15 protein-coding genes and 1 riboswitch are annotated in these 16864 nt (G+C 45.3%); of the genes, 12 read left to right on the top strand and 3 right to left on the bottom strand.

Translation table 11 applies throughout. The features are described 5' to 3' along the window. Positions 1–161 precede the first annotated feature (161 nt). Positions 162–1655, top strand: a complete 1494-nt coding sequence (locus AC58QC_RS18215) for a replication initiation and membrane attachment family protein (protein WP_497416542.1) — start codon at positions 162–164, stop codon at positions 1653–1655. 57 nt (positions 1656–1712) lie between these two features. After that, positions 1713–2666 (top strand): primosomal protein DnaI, encoded by a 954-nt coding sequence (gene dnaI, locus AC58QC_RS18210; RefSeq protein ID WP_497416690.1) that lies wholly within the window; start codon positions 1713–1715, stop codon positions 2664–2666. Positions 2667–2728: 62 nt separating this feature from the next. Here the strand turns inward: dnaI and AC58QC_RS18205 are convergent, their stop codons facing one another. Further along, on the bottom strand, positions 2729–2869 hold the full coding sequence (locus tag AC58QC_RS18205) for a YqzM family protein (RefSeq protein WP_477591058.1): 141 nt from the start codon (positions 2867–2869) through the stop codon (positions 2729–2731). Between the two features lie 211 nt (positions 2870–3080). Between AC58QC_RS18205 and AC58QC_RS18200 the strand changes: the two genes are divergently transcribed. The 3 genes from AC58QC_RS18200 (at position 3081) to uvrC (ending at position 5955) form a co-directional block, all read left to right on the top strand. Further along, positions 3081–3464, top strand: coding sequence for a MerR family transcriptional regulator (locus AC58QC_RS18200; protein ID WP_497416541.1), 384 nt, complete (start codon positions 3081–3083; stop codon positions 3462–3464). Between the two features lie 159 nt (positions 3465–3623). After that, entirely contained in the window at positions 3624–3938 is a 315-nt protein-coding gene (trxA, locus tag AC58QC_RS18195; protein ID WP_477591056.1) for a thioredoxin, read from the top strand. Positions 3939–4056: 118 nt separating this feature from the next. Continuing rightward, a complete protein-coding gene (gene uvrC / locus AC58QC_RS18190; protein WP_497416540.1) occupies positions 4057–5955 on the top strand; it encodes an excinuclease ABC subunit UvrC in 1899 nt (632 codons plus the stop codon). On the opposite strand, the gene AC58QC_RS18185 is transcribed toward uvrC, so the two are convergent. Next, a complete protein-coding gene (locus AC58QC_RS18185) occupies positions 5915–7552 on the bottom strand; it encodes a CPBP family intramembrane glutamic endopeptidase (protein WP_497416539.1) in 1638 nt (545 codons plus the stop codon). The two genes, uvrC and AC58QC_RS18185, sit on opposite strands and share 41 nt — an antisense overlap. A gap of 215 nt (positions 7553–7767) precedes the next feature. Between AC58QC_RS18185 and AC58QC_RS18180 the strand changes: the two genes are divergently transcribed. From AC58QC_RS18180 to AC58QC_RS18170, 3 genes are read left to right on the top strand one after another with little or no spacing between them, the layout of a single operon-like run. Next, on the top strand, positions 7768–9120 hold the full coding sequence (locus tag AC58QC_RS18180; protein WP_497416538.1) for a TrkH family potassium uptake protein: 1353 nt from the start codon (positions 7768–7770) through the stop codon (positions 9118–9120). An 11-nt stretch (positions 9121–9131) separates the two neighbouring features. Then, the gene (locus AC58QC_RS18175; protein ID WP_497416537.1) at positions 9132–9794 is read left to right on the top strand and encodes a potassium channel family protein; all 663 of its coding nucleotides are present in this window, start codon (positions 9132–9134) and stop codon (positions 9792–9794) included. A 57-nt stretch (positions 9795–9851) separates the two neighbouring features. Next, entirely contained in the window at positions 9852–10607 is a 756-nt protein-coding gene (locus tag AC58QC_RS18170; protein WP_497416536.1) for a response regulator transcription factor, read from the top strand. Between the two features lie 4 nt (positions 10608–10611). On the opposite strand, the gene AC58QC_RS18165 is transcribed toward AC58QC_RS18170, so the two are convergent. After that, complete coding sequence (locus AC58QC_RS18165; protein WP_497416535.1) at positions 10612–11514, bottom strand: LysR family transcriptional regulator; 903 nt, start codon at positions 11512–11514, stop codon at positions 10612–10614. A gap of 277 nt (positions 11515–11791) precedes the next feature. Here AC58QC_RS18165 and AC58QC_RS18160 point away from each other — a divergent pair, with 277 nt between their 5' ends. From AC58QC_RS18160 to AC58QC_RS18145, 4 genes are all read left to right on the top strand, one after another. Then, positions 11792–12448 carry a succinate dehydrogenase cytochrome b558 subunit gene (locus AC58QC_RS18160; RefSeq protein WP_497416689.1) on the top strand — a complete coding sequence of 219 codons (657 nt, stop codon included), beginning with the start codon at positions 11792–11794 and terminating at the stop codon, positions 12446–12448. A 16-nt stretch (positions 12449–12464) separates the two neighbouring features. Continuing rightward, on the top strand, positions 12465–14228 hold the full coding sequence (gene sdhA, locus AC58QC_RS18155) for a succinate dehydrogenase flavoprotein subunit (RefSeq protein WP_497416534.1): 1764 nt from the start codon (positions 12465–12467) through the stop codon (positions 14226–14228). A 2-nt stretch (positions 14229–14230) separates the two neighbouring features. After that, positions 14231–14995, top strand: coding sequence for a succinate dehydrogenase iron-sulfur subunit (sdhB, locus tag AC58QC_RS18150; protein WP_497343115.1), 765 nt, complete (start codon positions 14231–14233; stop codon positions 14993–14995). A gap of 665 nt (positions 14996–15660) precedes the next feature. Further along, a riboswitch (guanidine-I (ykkC/yxkD leader) is annotated at positions 15661–15770 on the top strand. 65 nt (positions 15771–15835) lie between these two features. Continuing rightward, complete coding sequence (locus tag AC58QC_RS18145; protein ID WP_497416533.1) at positions 15836–16855, top strand: ABC transporter substrate-binding protein; 1020 nt, start codon at positions 15836–15838, stop codon at positions 16853–16855. Positions 16856–16864: the final 9 nt, after the last annotated feature.

Genomic DNA, 16864 nt, shown 5'->3' with positions numbered 1-16864 from the left:
TGGAATCTTTTTCTTGCCCAAAAGGTAAAATTATCTTTTCTCTTGTAGATACCAAGATTGTCGATTTTTGTGGTAGACTAATAGAGAGAGACTGAGGCATGGAGCAGCTAGATTAGTAGCTGTGACTCAGTTGAGCTGAGGCAGGATGGTGCTGTAACGGGATGAGAATGACGAATATGCTGCATTTCACCGAGAATCACAGGTTTTGTGTGAACCGTGAGTTTTCTTTGAGCAGTTTAGACTATAAAATGTTGGCGATGATGTATCAGCCGATGATCGGTGGTTTGGCGGTTAGTCTCTATCAAGCGCTCTATCAGCAGATGAGTGCAGAGAAGGTAGGCTATTCGCCGATGGAGCAGCAACGCAAACTGTTCCTGCTGCTGGATCTTGAGCATGGCGAGCGCGGCCGCAAGTACTTAATTGAGCAATCCTCCAAGCTGGAAGCGATTGGTCTCCTTCAGACAACGCGCAAGTTTATACCAGAAGAAGAGGATTATGTTTTCGTCTATACGCTATTCGCGCCGCTAGGGCCGAATGAGTTTTTCAGAAATCAGCATTTAACGCTGCTTCTGCGCGACAAGGTGGGCAAATTCATGCTCTTGTCGCTGCGAGAAGATCTTCTTTCACCAGAACCAGAGGAGTGTCGTGAGGCGACTGAGGAGAACTTGTCAGTTCCTTTCTATGAGCTATTCCGCTTGAATACACAAGTCGTGGATTATGAGCTGGAACAAGCGCTCTATGAGGCCTCTGCAAGCAAGCAAGGGGACGCTCGGATGGATGTGACGACCAAGGGCTTCAAGTACGCGGATATTATTATGAGGTTCCCGCGTGGTGCGAGTAACCGCATGTTCGTTGAAGCGCTGAAGCATAAGCCTGAGCACATGGTAGCTATTAATATTGTGGCGAAGAAATACAACCTCTCCCTTCAAGAAACGTGCCGCTTGCTAGATGAAGATGGCGTGTTCACGGAAGAAGGTGAGCTTGTCATGGATCTCATGCAGTATAATGCGAACCTGTTCTACAGACAGAGTAAGAAGCGGGATGAGGAGCGGGAACGGACGACAACGAAATCCGAAGATGGCGTTGAAACGACGGAGGAACAGTCTGTTGAGATGGCGTTTTATTTAGAAGTTCCTCAACAGCTGCGCGGCGAATGCACGGATCATCAGTACAATTACATTATGCGCAATGAGCCATACACGGCCGTGCTGAAAATGTTTTTCACACAGGGCTCGATACCTGATGGCGTACTTAATATTTTCGAGAAAATCGATTTGAACTATAAATTAAAAGAGGAAGTTATCAATGTTCTGATTCACTTCCTGCATATTGATCGTCGCTCTTGGGCCAAATCCTCAATCGAGGCTGTGGCTTCTGATATGCTAGGCAAGCAAATTAATACGTACGAACAAGCTGTTGAATATGTGCGTGAGAAAATCAATTATAAACAGAAGGCTGCTTCTAAAGTCGAGTCTGCGAAAGCGGGTGGCGGCTCTGCTACGCGTGGACGTCAGGGTAAGACACAGAAGCCTCATATCCCCATTGTACTGCCAGATACGGGAACAACGGCCTCTACGAGGCTGTCTGCAGAGGAGTTAGAGGCTGCCAGACGCATGGCACAGAAGCTGGATGAGCGATTTAACCGTAAGAGCTAGGCTTAGCCGTGGATCTCAGGATTAGAACGATGGAATTGTTAGGAGGTGCCGAACATGATGGAATCTTTGTCGCATTTACTCAAATCATTACCGGATACGGAATGGAAAAGAAAAGCAGAAGCGAAAATTCAAGGGGTTCTCGCTGACCCATTGATTGCAAAGTTTCGTCAGAAGTATCCTTTTGTCGATGATTATGCGATTAAAATCAATATGAACAAGCTGTATCAGCATGTTTCTGAATTTAAAATTTGCTCGAATTGCCCTGGTCTGGAGAACTGTCCGAATGATATGACCGGTCATTATACGATTCTTACGGCTGAGTCCGTGGAGGGTCAAACTGCTTTTATTCATGAAGAAAAGGTTGCCTGTAAAAAGTTCATTGCCAAAGGGCAGCAGGATGCTATTAGCAGCCGTATCCGCACTTTTCACGTTGATCCGCGCATGATTTCACGAAGCTTCTCTTTTGGCGATATCTTGGAGACCGATCTTGATCGGGCGAAAGCCGTTATGCAGATCAATGACTATGTAAGCTTGACCATTGAAGAAGGGCTTCAGACTCGCGGGTTATACTTATCGGGTTCGTTCGGTACGGGGAAGACGTTCTTGATGGGCTACATGCTGCATCAACTCGCAAAGGTTGGTATGACGGGGGCGATTGTCTATATGCCTGACTTTGCCGAGGACTTGAAGGGCATGTTCCAAGAACCTTATAAGCTGAAAGAGACGATTGATCTTTTGAAGGAAACGGACTTGTTAGTCTTTGATGATATTGGGGCAGAGAATCTGAATCCTTGGCTGAGAGATCATGTGATTGGCGCGATCGTGAATCATCGGATGAACCGCAAACCAACCTTTTTCACCTCCAATTACGCGTTATCTGGTTTGGAGAAGCATTTCAGCTTCACGAACAAAGATGGTGACGAGGAATATAAAGGACAACGGATTATGGACCGGATACGACCATTCGTAGATGTGGTTGAGGTAACGGGAACGAACAAACGAGGGAAATAAGAAAAGCTGTACAGCTGGGGTTGAAATAGCCCCTTACTGTACAGCTTTTATTGTTGTTTAACCTATTTCATCACTTGGATGACGGTAGCAATGACTGCAATGACGAACAATACGCCAAAGAATGCGCCAAAGCCAATACCTACGTCCATGAAATCATTACGCGGTTCTTCGTACACGTGATGCTCAGGGTGTTGATTGCTCATGTGGTTACCCCCTAACGTCCGACATTCTTATTTGTAAGCCTAGTATACCCAAATTCGTCGAAAGTTGTAAAGCTAATCAAAAGTGACAATTATGCAAACAAACTCAAATGAGATCAGATTGGGTAAAATAGCTCTTGACTCTGACATTAGTGTTATGGTTTATATTATAGACATCCCTCGATGCATGTAGAACAGGAAAGAAGTGAAGTCCATGCGGATTAGTGAGTTATCCAAGCTTACCGGAGCAAGTATTCGGTCCTTGCGCTACTATGAAACCAAAGGGCTGATCGCAACACATCGCGAAGAAAATGGCTATCGAGTCTACAATCAAATGGTTGTTGATCGTGTGAAGACGATTCAATTTTATTTGAGCCTCGGCTTTACGACCGAACAGATTGAGAGCTTTCTCAACTGTGTGATGAAGAATCAGGAGTCCCAGTGCGATGATTTGCTCCCACTATACACGGAGAAGCTTCAAGAAATCGAGAAGCAAATGGAGATGCTGCAGCTGCTTCAAGCTAATTTGAAGGATCGAATCGCCTATATTGAAGAGCAGCGACGCCAAGGCTTGCCAGTAGAATTACCCTCGAAGTAGACCAAAGTATGCTCTTTTTACTAACTAATGGCTTGGTTGAAAAGGCATATGAGTGTGGTATACTTTACATGTTGACGTGATGCGAAGCAAGTTAAGTGGCTAACTTAATCTTACTTTTCACCTTATAAATCAAATTCATTCTTAGAAGGAGGAACTATCATGGCAATCGTGAATGTTTCTGACAACAGTTTTAAAGAAGAAGTTGAAGGAGAAGGTACAGTACTTGTAGACTTCTGGGCACCTTGGTGCGGACCTTGTAAAATGATCGCTCCTGTATTGGAAGAGCTGGATAAAGAAGTAGAATCTTTGAAAATCGCAAAAGTTAACGTAGATGACAATCCGGAATCTGCTGCTCGCTTTGGCGTAATGAGTATTCCAACACTGATCGTTTTCAAAGACGGACAGCCTGTTGATAAAGTGGTTGGCTTCCAATCCAAAGACGCATTGAAAAACGTTGTTTCCCGTCACCAATAAGTCTTAGCTGTTTCAAACTAGAAACAAACAATTGTTCGTGAGAAAAAGCTCTTTTTCTGCTATGCTGAGAAAGAGCTTTTTTCTATGTACTGATTTTTTCTGAAAGGAGATTGGAGTTATGACTGATTTTGAGCAAGAGGACGCTGACGTCCGCGAACAGAGCCTGGAAACGATCAGGCACAAGCTATCTTTACTCCCGGATAAGCCGGGCTGCTATATTATGAAGAACCATCAAGGCACCATTATTTATGTAGGTAAGGCAAAGGTATTGAAAAATCGTGTGCGTTCCTATTTCACAGGGAGCCACAGTGCCAAAACGCAAAAGCTAGTCAGCGAAATTCGCGACTTTGAATATATCATAACCTCGTCCAACATGGAGGCACTCATCCTCGAGTGTAATCTGATTAAGCAGCATCATCCGCGATATAACGTGCTTCTCAAGGATGATAAGACATTTCCGTACATCAAAATTACGCACGAAGAGCAGCCGCGTCTGGAAGTCACGCGGCGGGTGTACAAGGATAAGGGGAAGTACTTCGGTCCTTATCCGAATGCCTTCGCGGCACAGCAGACGAAGAAGCTGCTGGACCGGTTATATCCGCTGCGCAAGTGCAAGACCATGCCCGATAAAGTATGCCTATACTATCACATGGGTCAATGTCTTGCGCCCTGCGCTTTAGAGGTATCCGCGGAAACGAACGAGCGGATGGTGCAAGAAATCAGTCGTTTCCTGAATGGGGGACACGACGTTATTAAAGAAGAGCTGACGACCAAGATGTTGGCGGCAGCGGAAGAACTGAACTTCGAGCGCGCGAAGGAGCTGCGCGATCATATCATGAGCATCGACGCGCTCATGGAGAAGCAGAAGATTACGACGGCCGATGCGCTTGACCGCGATGTGTTCGGCTACGCCGTCGACAAAGGCTGGATGGCTGTGCACATTCAGTACATGCGCCAAGGTAAGCTAATCGAACGGCACGTCTCGCTCTTCCCTTACTACGGCGATGAGTACAACGATTTCATGACGTATGTCACACAGGTGTACAGCGATAATCCAGCATTGCCGAAGGAGATCTTCTTGCCCACGATGCCTGGGCCAGATGCGCAGCAAGAGGCTTCGGAAGATGTGGTGAGGCGCACCGAGGGTGACGAGAAGGAGATTCGCGAAGCCTTGGAGGGTTGGCTCAAGGTGAAGGTGCATATGCCGCAACGGGGATTGAAGAAGCAAATGGTCGATATGGCCAGAGACAACGCAGTGAATGCATTGGATGAGAAATTCCGACTTGTCGAGCGCGATGAACGTCGTACAACGAAGGCGGTCGAGAATCTCGGAGAGTGGCTCGGGATCGGCACGATTCGCCGAATTGAGGCGTTCGATAACTCGAACATCCAAGGGACGAATCCAGTATCAGCTATGGTTGTTTTCGTAGATGGTAAGCCAGATCGCAAGGAATACCGTAAATATAAGGTGAAAACGGTCGTCGGACCTGATGATTATGAAACGATGCGAGAAGTGATTCGGCGTCGTTATGAACGAGTGTTGAAGGACAATCTCACGATGCCTGATTTGATTGTCGTCGATGGTGGGAAAGGGCAGATTTCTGCTGCGATTGACGTTCTTGAGAATGAATTGGGCTTATATATTCCGATTTGCGGGCTGGTGAAGGATGCCAAGCATAAAACAGCCCAGCTGATGATCGGGGATCCTGCCGAAATTGTTCCGCTGCCTAGGGACAGTCAGGAGTTTTATTTGCTGCAGCGGATTCAAGACGAAGTCCACCGATTCGCCATCACGTTCCATCGAGAAACGCGAGCGAAATCGATGGTCGTTTCGCAGCTCGACGCCATTCCGGGCGTCGGTGAGAAGCGCCGCAAAGCGTTGCTGAAGCATTTTGGCTCCGTGCGCAAAATAAAAGAGGCCGAAGTCACTGACTTCAAGCCTCTCGGAATTGGTGAAAAATTAGCGAGCGAAATTATCAAAGCACTTCAAGGCGAGGCGGCGGCTCCCCAGGAATAGGGGGCTTTCGCCTTTTTCCATGCAACCAAGCTAATCCAAGACCGACTAGTCCAGGTAGTAGGAGGTACACCATGCCTGCGAGAAGATCGTCAAAGTGCCCCATATAGAAGAGAGACAGTCCCATCAATATGCTATCCATACACGCATGAGCGAATATGGCGGTAATGAACCCATATTTCAGGAATACATAACCAAGAATGATGCCGATAATAGTGACCTCGATGAGTCGTGTGTATACGGGGTAGATCGGATACTGCGTATGGCTAGCTGCCCAGATCACACTAGGGAGTAAGATCGCAATGAAGTTATTGCGGAACAGCTTTTTGAACAAGATAATACCTAGCAGTCGGAAGGTCGCCTCCTCGGAGATAGCCGCAACCCATGCCATGAGTGGGAACAATTTGGGCTCGAGCATGTTCAGCACGGAATCCGAGGGATCGTTGACGGACCACACATCGAATTTCACTTCGCCTGTGTAAAATAATACCTGCTGGATGCCGAGGATGAATAGTGCGAGCAAATAACCGCGTCCCATGCCATCGTACACCTCACGACCGAACATGCCATCTTTCCATGCTGGCCATTTGCGTTGACCGATGGAGTTCCAAAGTCCAACGCCAGCGACCAAAGAGAGATAAAGCGATATGCCTAGAAGGACAGTAACTACACTCATAAAAACAATAGTGAACCATATGGCCAAATCACTATTCGTATCACCGCTCATGGCTCGGAAAGCAGGATACATATTCACATTGTTCAGGATATAAATCACTAAGAAAATGGTGGTTAATAATAGGCCTCTACTAAATTTCATATGTTTCCGATATATAATAGCAAAAACAATTGCAGTGAGTGTCATAAGCAAGGTGAAGCTCATCGAAATCCAAGTCATGAGAGAAGCAGATTCATCTTGTTTCGTTAACCAATCCAGGTGAGACGAGGGCAGCTGAAAGCTGACATTAAAACCTGTGAGGTTCGCTTCATCGAAATTGGCTCGAACGTGAAGCTTGGCTTCACCGATCGGATTCGTGCGTTTTTCATAGTGAAGCGTAGTTTGTTCTTCGTTGGAATCATCGCTTATCGGCTCTACTGGACTGAAGTCCTCTGGATCAAAGCCCATCTGGCGCAGCTCTAGCTTCGCTAGCGTATCTGCCTTGGTCTGACTAATCGGCGACTTCCTAGTGGTAGAGAAGGCTAGATTTTCATGCCAGCCAAAGATCTTTGAGTTCGTGTAATTCACATCGACTTCAAACTGTCGTTGTGTTGATGAATCCTTGACAGTGACTTGATAATAGTCGATGGGAAACCGTCCCCCATATTGCTTCGTATAAGCTTCTAGTAAATGTTCCTTTTGAAAGTAACCGTTTCGTTCTTTTTTCGATTGATAGACAACATAGGTTTGCGGATTGCGGAGCTCGTAGCGCTGTCGAATAAATTCTGACGCACTTTCAGCTGCTTGCTGCTTGGTAATCGTGGGAATGTCGGATGTTTGAGTTTCCTCATCACGCAGTCCGTACAACGCCGAGATACCAAAATAAAGGAGCAAGCCGATACAAGCCAATAGGAGGAGAAAACGATTGGATTTCAGCCTTAGCATAGTCAGTTCCCTTCTGAATTCGCGATTCTTAACTATTTCATAACGTTATCATAGATTAAAAAGAAAGCCAATTTACTGGTAAAGATTCGGAAACAATTATATAATACCTATCAATTACTTATTGGCGGAATTTCTACATGATAACGGGGAACTCTATCGTTACAGTTTGGAGCCCGATTATTTTCTTACATACCTGGGAGGCAACATGAGCTACCATGAATAAAAAATTGAATATATGGCAATTAACACCGCCTCAAATATTGGTTCTTGGCTTCGCTGTTATCATTTTCATAGGAGCGGGTCTCTTGACGCTGCCATTCGCTTCTGCGACAGGACATTCGCTTCCTTTTATTGATGCCTTTTTCACGGCTGTCTCTGCAACCTGTGTAACAGGGCTTGTTGTGGTGGATACGGGAAGTGCTTTTACGATGTTTGGGCAGATCGTAATCGTGTCTTTGATTCAAGTTGGCGGACTTGGCTTTATGACGATGGCGACATTAGTTGCTTTTGCTTTTCGTAAAAAAATTACTTTAAAAGAACGGCTCGTCTTACAGGAAGCATTCAATCAAGGCAGTATGGAAGGCATTGTTCGTTTGATCCGCAAAGTTATCATTTATTCCTTATCCATCGAAGCCGTTGCTGCTATTATCTTTACAATTCGGTTTTCGTTTGACTATGGCTTTCCAACAGGCCTCTATTACGGCATCTGGCATGCTGTCTCCATGTTTAATAATGCAGGCTTTGATTTGTTTGGTACCGTGGATGCGCCTTTCGTTTCTCTGACCGGATATGTTGGCGATTTTGTCGTTAATTTTGTAGCGATGATGCTGATTATCCTTGGAGGGATTGGATTCATTGTCATCTCCGATCTGATGGAATTTCGCAATAAGAAGAAGCTATCTCTTCACTCGAAGGTCGTTCTAAGCATGAGCGGTTTACTCCTTCTAGTAGGTGCGCTTGGTATTTTTATATTCGAATTTACAAATATCAGAACCCTAGGTTCCTTAGATTTTGGCGCGAAAATATTAGGATCTTTTTTTCAATCTGTTTCAGCCCGGACGGCAGGGGCTAACACTCTGGACATTGGTGGGCTTCATCAAGCCTCCCAATTTCTGCTCATCATCCTTATGTTTATCGGGGCTTCTCCAGGTTCAACCGGTGGCGGTATTAAGACAACTACTTTTACAATTCTGATTAGTGCGATTATCACGATGATTCGTGGAAAAGAAGATATCGTTATCTATCGTTACCGCTTGGCGAAAGATCGTATTCTCAAAGCAATTACGTTAACCATGATGGCTTTATTCTTGGTTATTATCGTTACGATGATCTTATCCACGATACAAGATTCATCATTTATCAAAATATTGTTTGAAGTCACATCCGCATTCGGAACAGTGGGTCTATCGATGGGATTGACGCCAGAATTAACAACAATTGGGAAAGTGCTTATCTGTATAACGATGTTTGCTGGACGATTAGGGACAATTACACTTGCCTACGCTTTACAGCCGAAGCAGGAAAAAGAATTATTTAGATACCCTGAGGGGAAAATTACGATTGGATAGGGGTTTAGAAGATGAAGAAGAATCAATACGTAGTAGTAGGACTTGGGCGATTTGGGTCAAGCCTTTCCAAAGAGCTCATGAAACTTGGTCATGAAGTGCTAGGGATTGATCTTGATGAGGAAGTCGTAAACGAAATGAGCGATCAGCTGACACATGCGGTTGTCGCGGATGCGACTGATGAAGATGTGTTGAAATCACTGGGAATTCGCAATTTTGATTGCGCGGTTATCGCCATTGGGGATGATATTCAATCTAGCATTTTGACAGCGATCGTGTTGAAAGACTTAGGGGTTAATCAGGTCGTTGCCAAAGCGTTATCGGAGCTGCATGGAAAGGTTTTGACGAAATTAGGTGTTGATCGGGTCGTGTATCCAGAGCGAGACATGGGGATTCGTGTAGCACACCAGTTAGTAACTCCTAATTTGTTGGATTATATTGAAATTTCCAAAGACTATACGATCGTTGAGCTTTCGGTACCAAAACGCTTGTGCGGTTATTCGATTCAGCAGTTGGACCCGCGGGCCAAGTACGGCTGCAGTGTTGTGGCGATTAATAAGCAAACTGGGGTTATCATTGCGCCGCAGGCAGGTGACGTCGTGAACGAAAACGACATTATGGTTATCATCGGAACCAACAACCAGATTAATGAATTTGAAAGTCAAGTTATCGGCTGATCTCTACTCATTCCATGTCCTGCAATAAGCGAATTTTCAAATGAAGGTGGACGCAGCATGTACAAGGTACTAATGATCGAAGATGATGCGATGATCGGTAATATGGTCACAATGTATTTGAAGGAAGAAGGGTTTCGCGTGATCCGAGAGGAGAATGGGATCGGGGGGATTGCGGCAATTGCCCAATTTCAACCAGATCTTATTTTGTTAGATTGGGTGCTGCCAGATATGGATGGATTAACCATTTGTCGTCAGGTTCGTGAAACCTCTAGTGTGCCTATCATGATTGTCTCGATGAAAAATAAAATCGTTGAACGAGTTAATGCCTTGGGAGCGGGCGCTGATGATTTCTTGTGCAAGCCATTTAGTATGCATGAATTGATCGCAAGAGCTCATGCGCTTATTCGCCGGGCACAGATGTACCAAGCGATGAATCAACAGCCCAAGCAGCAGTCGAAACTTCAAGAAGCGCAAGCAGAGAACGTGCTCAAGTCGACAGTTATTGCGACTGTCATGGACAAGCAGGACAAAATAACATTGAATCAGAACACGCGGTCCATGTGCGTTTATGGCGAGATTGTGGAGACGACCTATTCGGAATTTGAAATTATGAAATGCTTCATCAACAATCCCGGCCGCGTGTATAGTCGCGAAGATTTATTGCAAACGGTTCGAGGTTTCGATTCATTTGTTACAGATAGGGCTATTGATGTACATATCGCAAATCTGCGTAAAAAGATTGAGGATAACCCCAAAGAGCCGAAGTGGATTCGGACCGTTTGGGGTGTCGGTTATAAATTCGTCCGCATGTAGCGGATTAGGTGATGTGGTGTTTGGCAAAGTATTTGATCGCTTGCGCGACGAATTTCATGGATTCTGCATTATCAGCAGAGTGATCTGAGTAGATGAGCGAGGTCGTTCGTTTCGTTTGTTCCAATTCGTGGAGTTGTCTTAGAATTAGTTCATTATTCTGAATTAAATCTTCACGTAAGTAGGATTTGGGTAATAAGGTCGCTGTTTTACAGGTGGAAACGAGGCGAATAATCGCTTCGAAGGAATCAATCTCCATTTGTACATTAGGAAATATTGTGAACCGGTTAAATAGCTCGTCCATCAGAATGCGGTACCAAGTACCTTTTGAAAAGAGAATCATAGGTAGTTCATTCAAATCATTCATCGTAATCTCCGCTCGATCGATAAAGGGATGTCCCGATGGGAGCACTAGGCAGAGATGATCATCGAATAAAGGCTCACAGTGAAGGCTTGTCGCGTTAATTTGCGAGGCCACGATGCCGATATCCACTTTATTGTCTTTGACCAAGGAGACGATCTCATGTGTTTTGCCGGTTAGCAGCTTGATATCGGTCAGAGGATAGTCCTGCAAGTAATCCGTGATCAGATCAGGCAGCGTAGCTTGAAGAGTGGTTAGTGAAGCTCCAATTGTAAGTGATGAAGGGCTGCCAGCGGCTTTATAACTATGAAGAGTTTGCTTGAATTTTCGCTCAAGATGACGCTTCTCTAAGGCGTGATCATAACAAATTTGCCCCGCTTTGGTTAACTCCAATCTTTTTCCTTTCCGCACAAAAAGCTCCACACCCAACTCATCTTCCAACTTCATTATTTTACGCGAAAGCGCAGGCTGTGAAATGTTTAACAATTGCGAAGCTTTATTCAGGCTGACTTGTTCGACGACGATGGCAAAAACATCTAAAAGCTCCATACGTTTACCTGCCCTCTATATGTGAAATAGTTATAAGTAGATATAAAAAAACGGCACTTCCATTATAAGCATGAAAGAGGTACGATGTACATGTCACAAATTAGCTATATTTCGTGAACCTTTGTGTATAATCATTGATTGAATTGGCAAAATAGGCGTGGATGATTATGGGTTGACGCTCGTTTGCGGCGAGAGTACAATGATATGTGGCTTGTTTATGTCAAAACTTGTCGAATGTTAGTTGTGTTTGAATTTTGTTGAGGGGGGAATTGGTTACATTATGAGTAATTCGTATTACTTTCGAAAGATCCACTCGCTACTAGGCGTCATTCCAGTGGGCTTCTTCCTTATTGAGCATTTGCTCACTAACTATGAAGCTACCAAAGGACCTGAAGCTTTCCTGGATCAAATTAACTGGTTGAACGGTTTGCCGTTACGATTGTTATTGGAAATCGTGGGGATCTGGCTTCCACTTCTTTACCATGCCGTTTATGGACTTTATGTAGCGTACCAATCACGTAATAACGTATCAAGCTACGGGTATTTCCGTAATACGATGTTTATGCTGCAACGTGTGACAGGGGTACTTACATTCTTGTTCATTGCCTGGCATCTATTCGAGACTCGCATTCAGGTTGCCTTAGGCAACGTGGCGCATGAAGCTCTCGGCAATACGATGCATGATATTGCGACGAATCCTGTTGTATTTACGTTCTATCTGATTGGGATTGTTTCTGCAACGTTCCATTTCTGTAATGGCTTGTGGTCGTTCCTAGTTAGTTGGGGGATTACAATTGGACCGCGTGCGCAACGCTTTTCAACAATCATTACAATGGGCTTGTTCGTTATCATGACAGTGATGTTTATCATGTCATTAACTGCTTTTACAGATACACAATTTTCGGTTCCAGTAGAAGTGCATACGGGGAAATAAGGGAGGGTGAACAGAAGTGGCTAATTCAAAAATCATCGTCGTCGGCGGAGGCCTTGCGGGACTCATGGCGACAATTAAAGCAGCAGAAGCCGGAGTACATGTACAATTGTTCTCCTTAGTTCCTGTGAAACGTTCCCACTCCGTATGTGCGCAAGGCGGCATTAACGGTGCGGTGAATACGAAGGGTGAAGGTGACTCCACATGGGAGCACTTTGACGATACAGTATACGGGGGAGATTTCTTAGCGAATCAACCTCCAGTTAAAGCATTATGCGACGCGGCTCCAGGAATCATTCACTTGATGGACCGTATGGGCGTTATGTTTAACCGTACACCAGAAGGTTTGCTTGATTTCCGTCGTTTCGGTGGTACGAAATATCACCGTACAGCGTTTGCTGGTGCTACGACAGGTCAACAGCTTCTGTATGCATTGGATGAGCAAGTACGTCGTTGGGAAACAGCAGGTCTCGTAACGAAATTCGAGCACTGGGAATTCCTTGGTTCGGTTCTGGATGACGAAGGCGTATGCCGTGGTATCGCCGCACAAGATTTGCGCAGCATGGAAATTCAAACGTTCCCAGCTGATGCGGTTATCTTGGCAACAGGTGGTCCTGGTATCATTTTCGGGAAAACAACGAATTCCGTTATTAACACAGGTACTGCAGCAAGTGCGGTTTATCAACAAGGTGTTAAATATGCGAATGGTGAGATGATTCAAATTCACCCGACTGCGATTCCGGGAGACGACAAGCTCCGCTTGATGTCCGAATCTGCTCGTGGTGAGGGCGGACGTATTTGGACATACAAAGACGGTAAGCCATGGTACTTCCTTGAAGAGAAATACCCTGCCTACGGTAACCTTGTGCCTCGTGATATTGCAACACGTGAGATCTTCTCCGTGTGTATTGATCAGAAGCTTGGTATTAACGGCGAGAACATGGTTTACTTGGATCTTTCTCATAAAGACCCGAAAGAGCTTGATATTAAGCTTGGCGGGATTATGGAAATTTACGAGAAATTCATGGGCGACGACCCGCGTAAAATCCCAATGAAGATTTTCCCGGCGGTTCATTATTCCATGGGCGGCATGTGGGTTGACTATAACATGATGACGAACATTCCTGGTCTATTCGCAGCAGGTGAGTGTGAGTATCAGCATCACGGTGCAAACCGTTTGGGCGCGAACTCCCTCGTTTCCGCGATCTATGACGGTATGGTTTCCGGTCCTAAAGCGGTTGAGTACATTCGCGGTTTATCCAAGCATGCGGATGATACGTCTTCCATCGTATTTGACCGTGAGAAGAAGCGTCATACGGATCGTTATGAGAGCTTGCTCAAAATGAATAACGGTACGGAAAATGCGTACGTACTTCATAAAGAGCTTGGCGACATGATGAATGCCAATATGACCGTTGTGCGTTACAACGATCGTTTGAATGAAACGATTGGTAAAATCAAGGATTTGAAAGAGCGTTACAACAACATCAACATTACTGATACTGCGCGTTGGAACAACCAAGGGGTTGCGTTCACACGCCAGCTTTGGAACATGTTCGAGCTTGCTGAAGCGATGACGGTTGGTGCCTTGATGCGTGATGAGAGTCGTGGTGCGCACTACAAGCCTGAATTCCCTGAACGTGACGATGATAACTTCATGAAAACGACAATCGCGGATTGGACGCCAGATGGTCCTAAGATTTCGTATGACGAGATTGATGTATCGTTGATTAAACCTCGTAAACGTGACTACTCCACGGAGAAGAAAAAGGAGGGATCCTGATCATGGCGGAGACACTAAGCGCACAAAAAACCGTGAAGTTTATCGTGACTCGTCAAGAGAGTCCTGATTCTAAACCGTATACAGAGGAGTTTGAAATTCCTTACCGCGCGAACATGAACGTAATCAGCGGTTTGATGGAAGTTCAACGTAATCCGAAGAATGCTAAAGGCGACAAAACGACACCGGTATGTTGGGAATCCAACTGTCTGGAAGAAGTATGTGGCGCCTGCTCCATGGTGATCAACGGGAAGCCGCGTCAAGCTTGTTCCGCGCTTGTGGATAAGCTGGAACAGCCTATTCGTGTAGCTCCAATGAGCACATTCCCAGTTATGCGTGACCTTGTAATCGATCGTGGACGTATGTTCAACGCATTGAAGAAGGTTAAAGCATGGGTTCCTATCGACGGAACATACGATCTTGGTCCTGGACCGCGTATGGCTGAGTCGAAGCGTCAATGGGCCTATGAGTTGTCCAAATGTATGACATGCGGCGTGTGTTTGGAAGCTTGTCCGAATGTGAATGACAAGAACTCGTTTATCGGGCCTTCCGCGCTTTCCCAAGTTCGTCTGTTCAATGCTCACCCGACGGGTGAAATGAACAAAGACGAGCGTTTGGATACGCTGATGACAGATGGCGGTATCGAAGGCTGTGGGAACTCACAGAACTGCGTACGCTCCTGTCCGAAGGGTATTCCGCTTACGACGTCCATTGCGGCATTGAATGCGGACACGACGAAGCACCTGTTTAAGAAATGGTTAGGCGTGTAAGAGAAACGCTGACAATTAGATAAGCCTGGCACCCTTTGGGGTGCTGGGCTATTTTTTTTTGGGAGGTGGCGAATAGCCGGTGGCGCGGCGAGCAGAAAGTACCGATAAGCGGCGGATAAGAACTCGCGGAGGTCTTATTCGGCGTGGGATGCCGCTTTGAGAGGGAATAAGAACGTTTGGCGTGCTTATTTCGGTTGAATGCGCCTAGAAAGTAAGGTGGCGCGGATATCCCCGCCGAGATTCAAGTCTCGGAACAACAAAATGACCTGAGTCAGAGTCTCAGGTCGTCTTCATCAATCGTAGAGGTTAGTGAGATGCGGGGCAGTGAGTTGGTTCAGATGCATCATGCTCATAAATTGGGGGAATCAAGTGAGGGTGCTGGCTTGATGAATTGAAAGTATGGAGATCCGCATAGAGTGGTGATGATACTTCAATTGGAATAATCGCCGCGGCTGGTTGTTTGTGCTTATTATCTAACATGTGAATGTGGAAATGAATCGAATACATCGCGACACCTCCGTTTAGTTGTTTTATATGTTATATAATATTACGTATTTACTCATTTTGACAACCAATTATTTATTTGTGTTATATATATTGACATGAATGAACAATCTAAGTATGATATAGACAAAAGTAAGACAACGAAGAAACAACTGCATAGCAAACTTGTTTTCTAGGGTTCCGCAACAGAAGTGTTGGTTGTTGGTCAGGTCCAAGAGAAGACACACGATGAGCTTCATCGTGCACACGGAGGGATAAAAGCCCGGGAGGATATCAGGATATGATATCATTCCGGGCTTTTTCCTAATCATTTTAAACAGAGAGGGAGTTCGGGGAATGAGACAAAAAACAATATTTCTGATGTTGTCGCTATTATTAACTTTTACAGTAATTAGTGGTTGTGGAAGCAAAGAAGCAAGTACAAAAGCTGGAGACAGCAATGAGCCGATCAAATTGGCGTTAAGCCCATGGCCGGGTTGGTTCGTATGGTACCTTGTGAAGGAAAAGGGATTTTTTGAGAAAAATGGTGTGAACGTGGATCTAGTCTGGTTCCCAGTGTACAGTGACTCCTTATCCGCACTAGCTTCAGGTAAAGTGGATGCAAACAGTCAAACACTAAGTGATACGCTGGCTCCGGCAAGTAAAGGCATTAAGCTCAAAGCCGTGCTGGTCAATGATAATTCCAATGGCGGCGACGGCGTTGTCGTGAAGCCAAGTATCAATTCCCTGAATGATTTGAAAGGCAAGAAAGTAGCAACAGAGCTTGGAACTGTCGATCATCTTCTCATGCTGACAGCTCTTGAAAAAGCTGGGTTAGCAGAAAAAGACGTCTCCTATACAAATATGACGGTGAATGATGCTGGGCCGGCGTTCATCTCAGGTAACCTGGATGCTGCGGTACTATGGGAACCTTTCCTAAGCAAGGCGATTCAAGAGGGAAAAGGAAAGCTATTATTCTCATCCAAGGATACTCCGGGATTGATTCCAGATTTGCTCGTATTTAAGGAAGAAATTACGAAGAATCGCCCTGACGACGTGAAAAAGATCATTAACGCCTGGTTCGATGCGCTGGACTACTGGAAAGCGAACCCAGAGGAATCCTTGAAAATTATGGCCAAAGCGGCTGAGACGCCGGTAGATGAATACAAGGCTGGCGTGGACAGCGTGAAAATTTTCCAACTTGAGGATAATATCAAAGCTTTTGCAAAAGCGGATTCCTACGAATCACTTGCCTTTACTTCTGGGAAAACAGCCGAATTCTTAAAAGGCCTGGATATGCTGACCACCATACCGAAAGCAGAAACCTTCCTGGATGGCCACTTTGTGGAGGAAGTCATGAAGGAACGCAAGAAATAAAGGCTGAAC

The organism is Paenibacillus sp. J22P51, from assembly GCF_059692215.1.
This window is presented reverse-complemented; position numbering and strand designations above follow the sequence as displayed.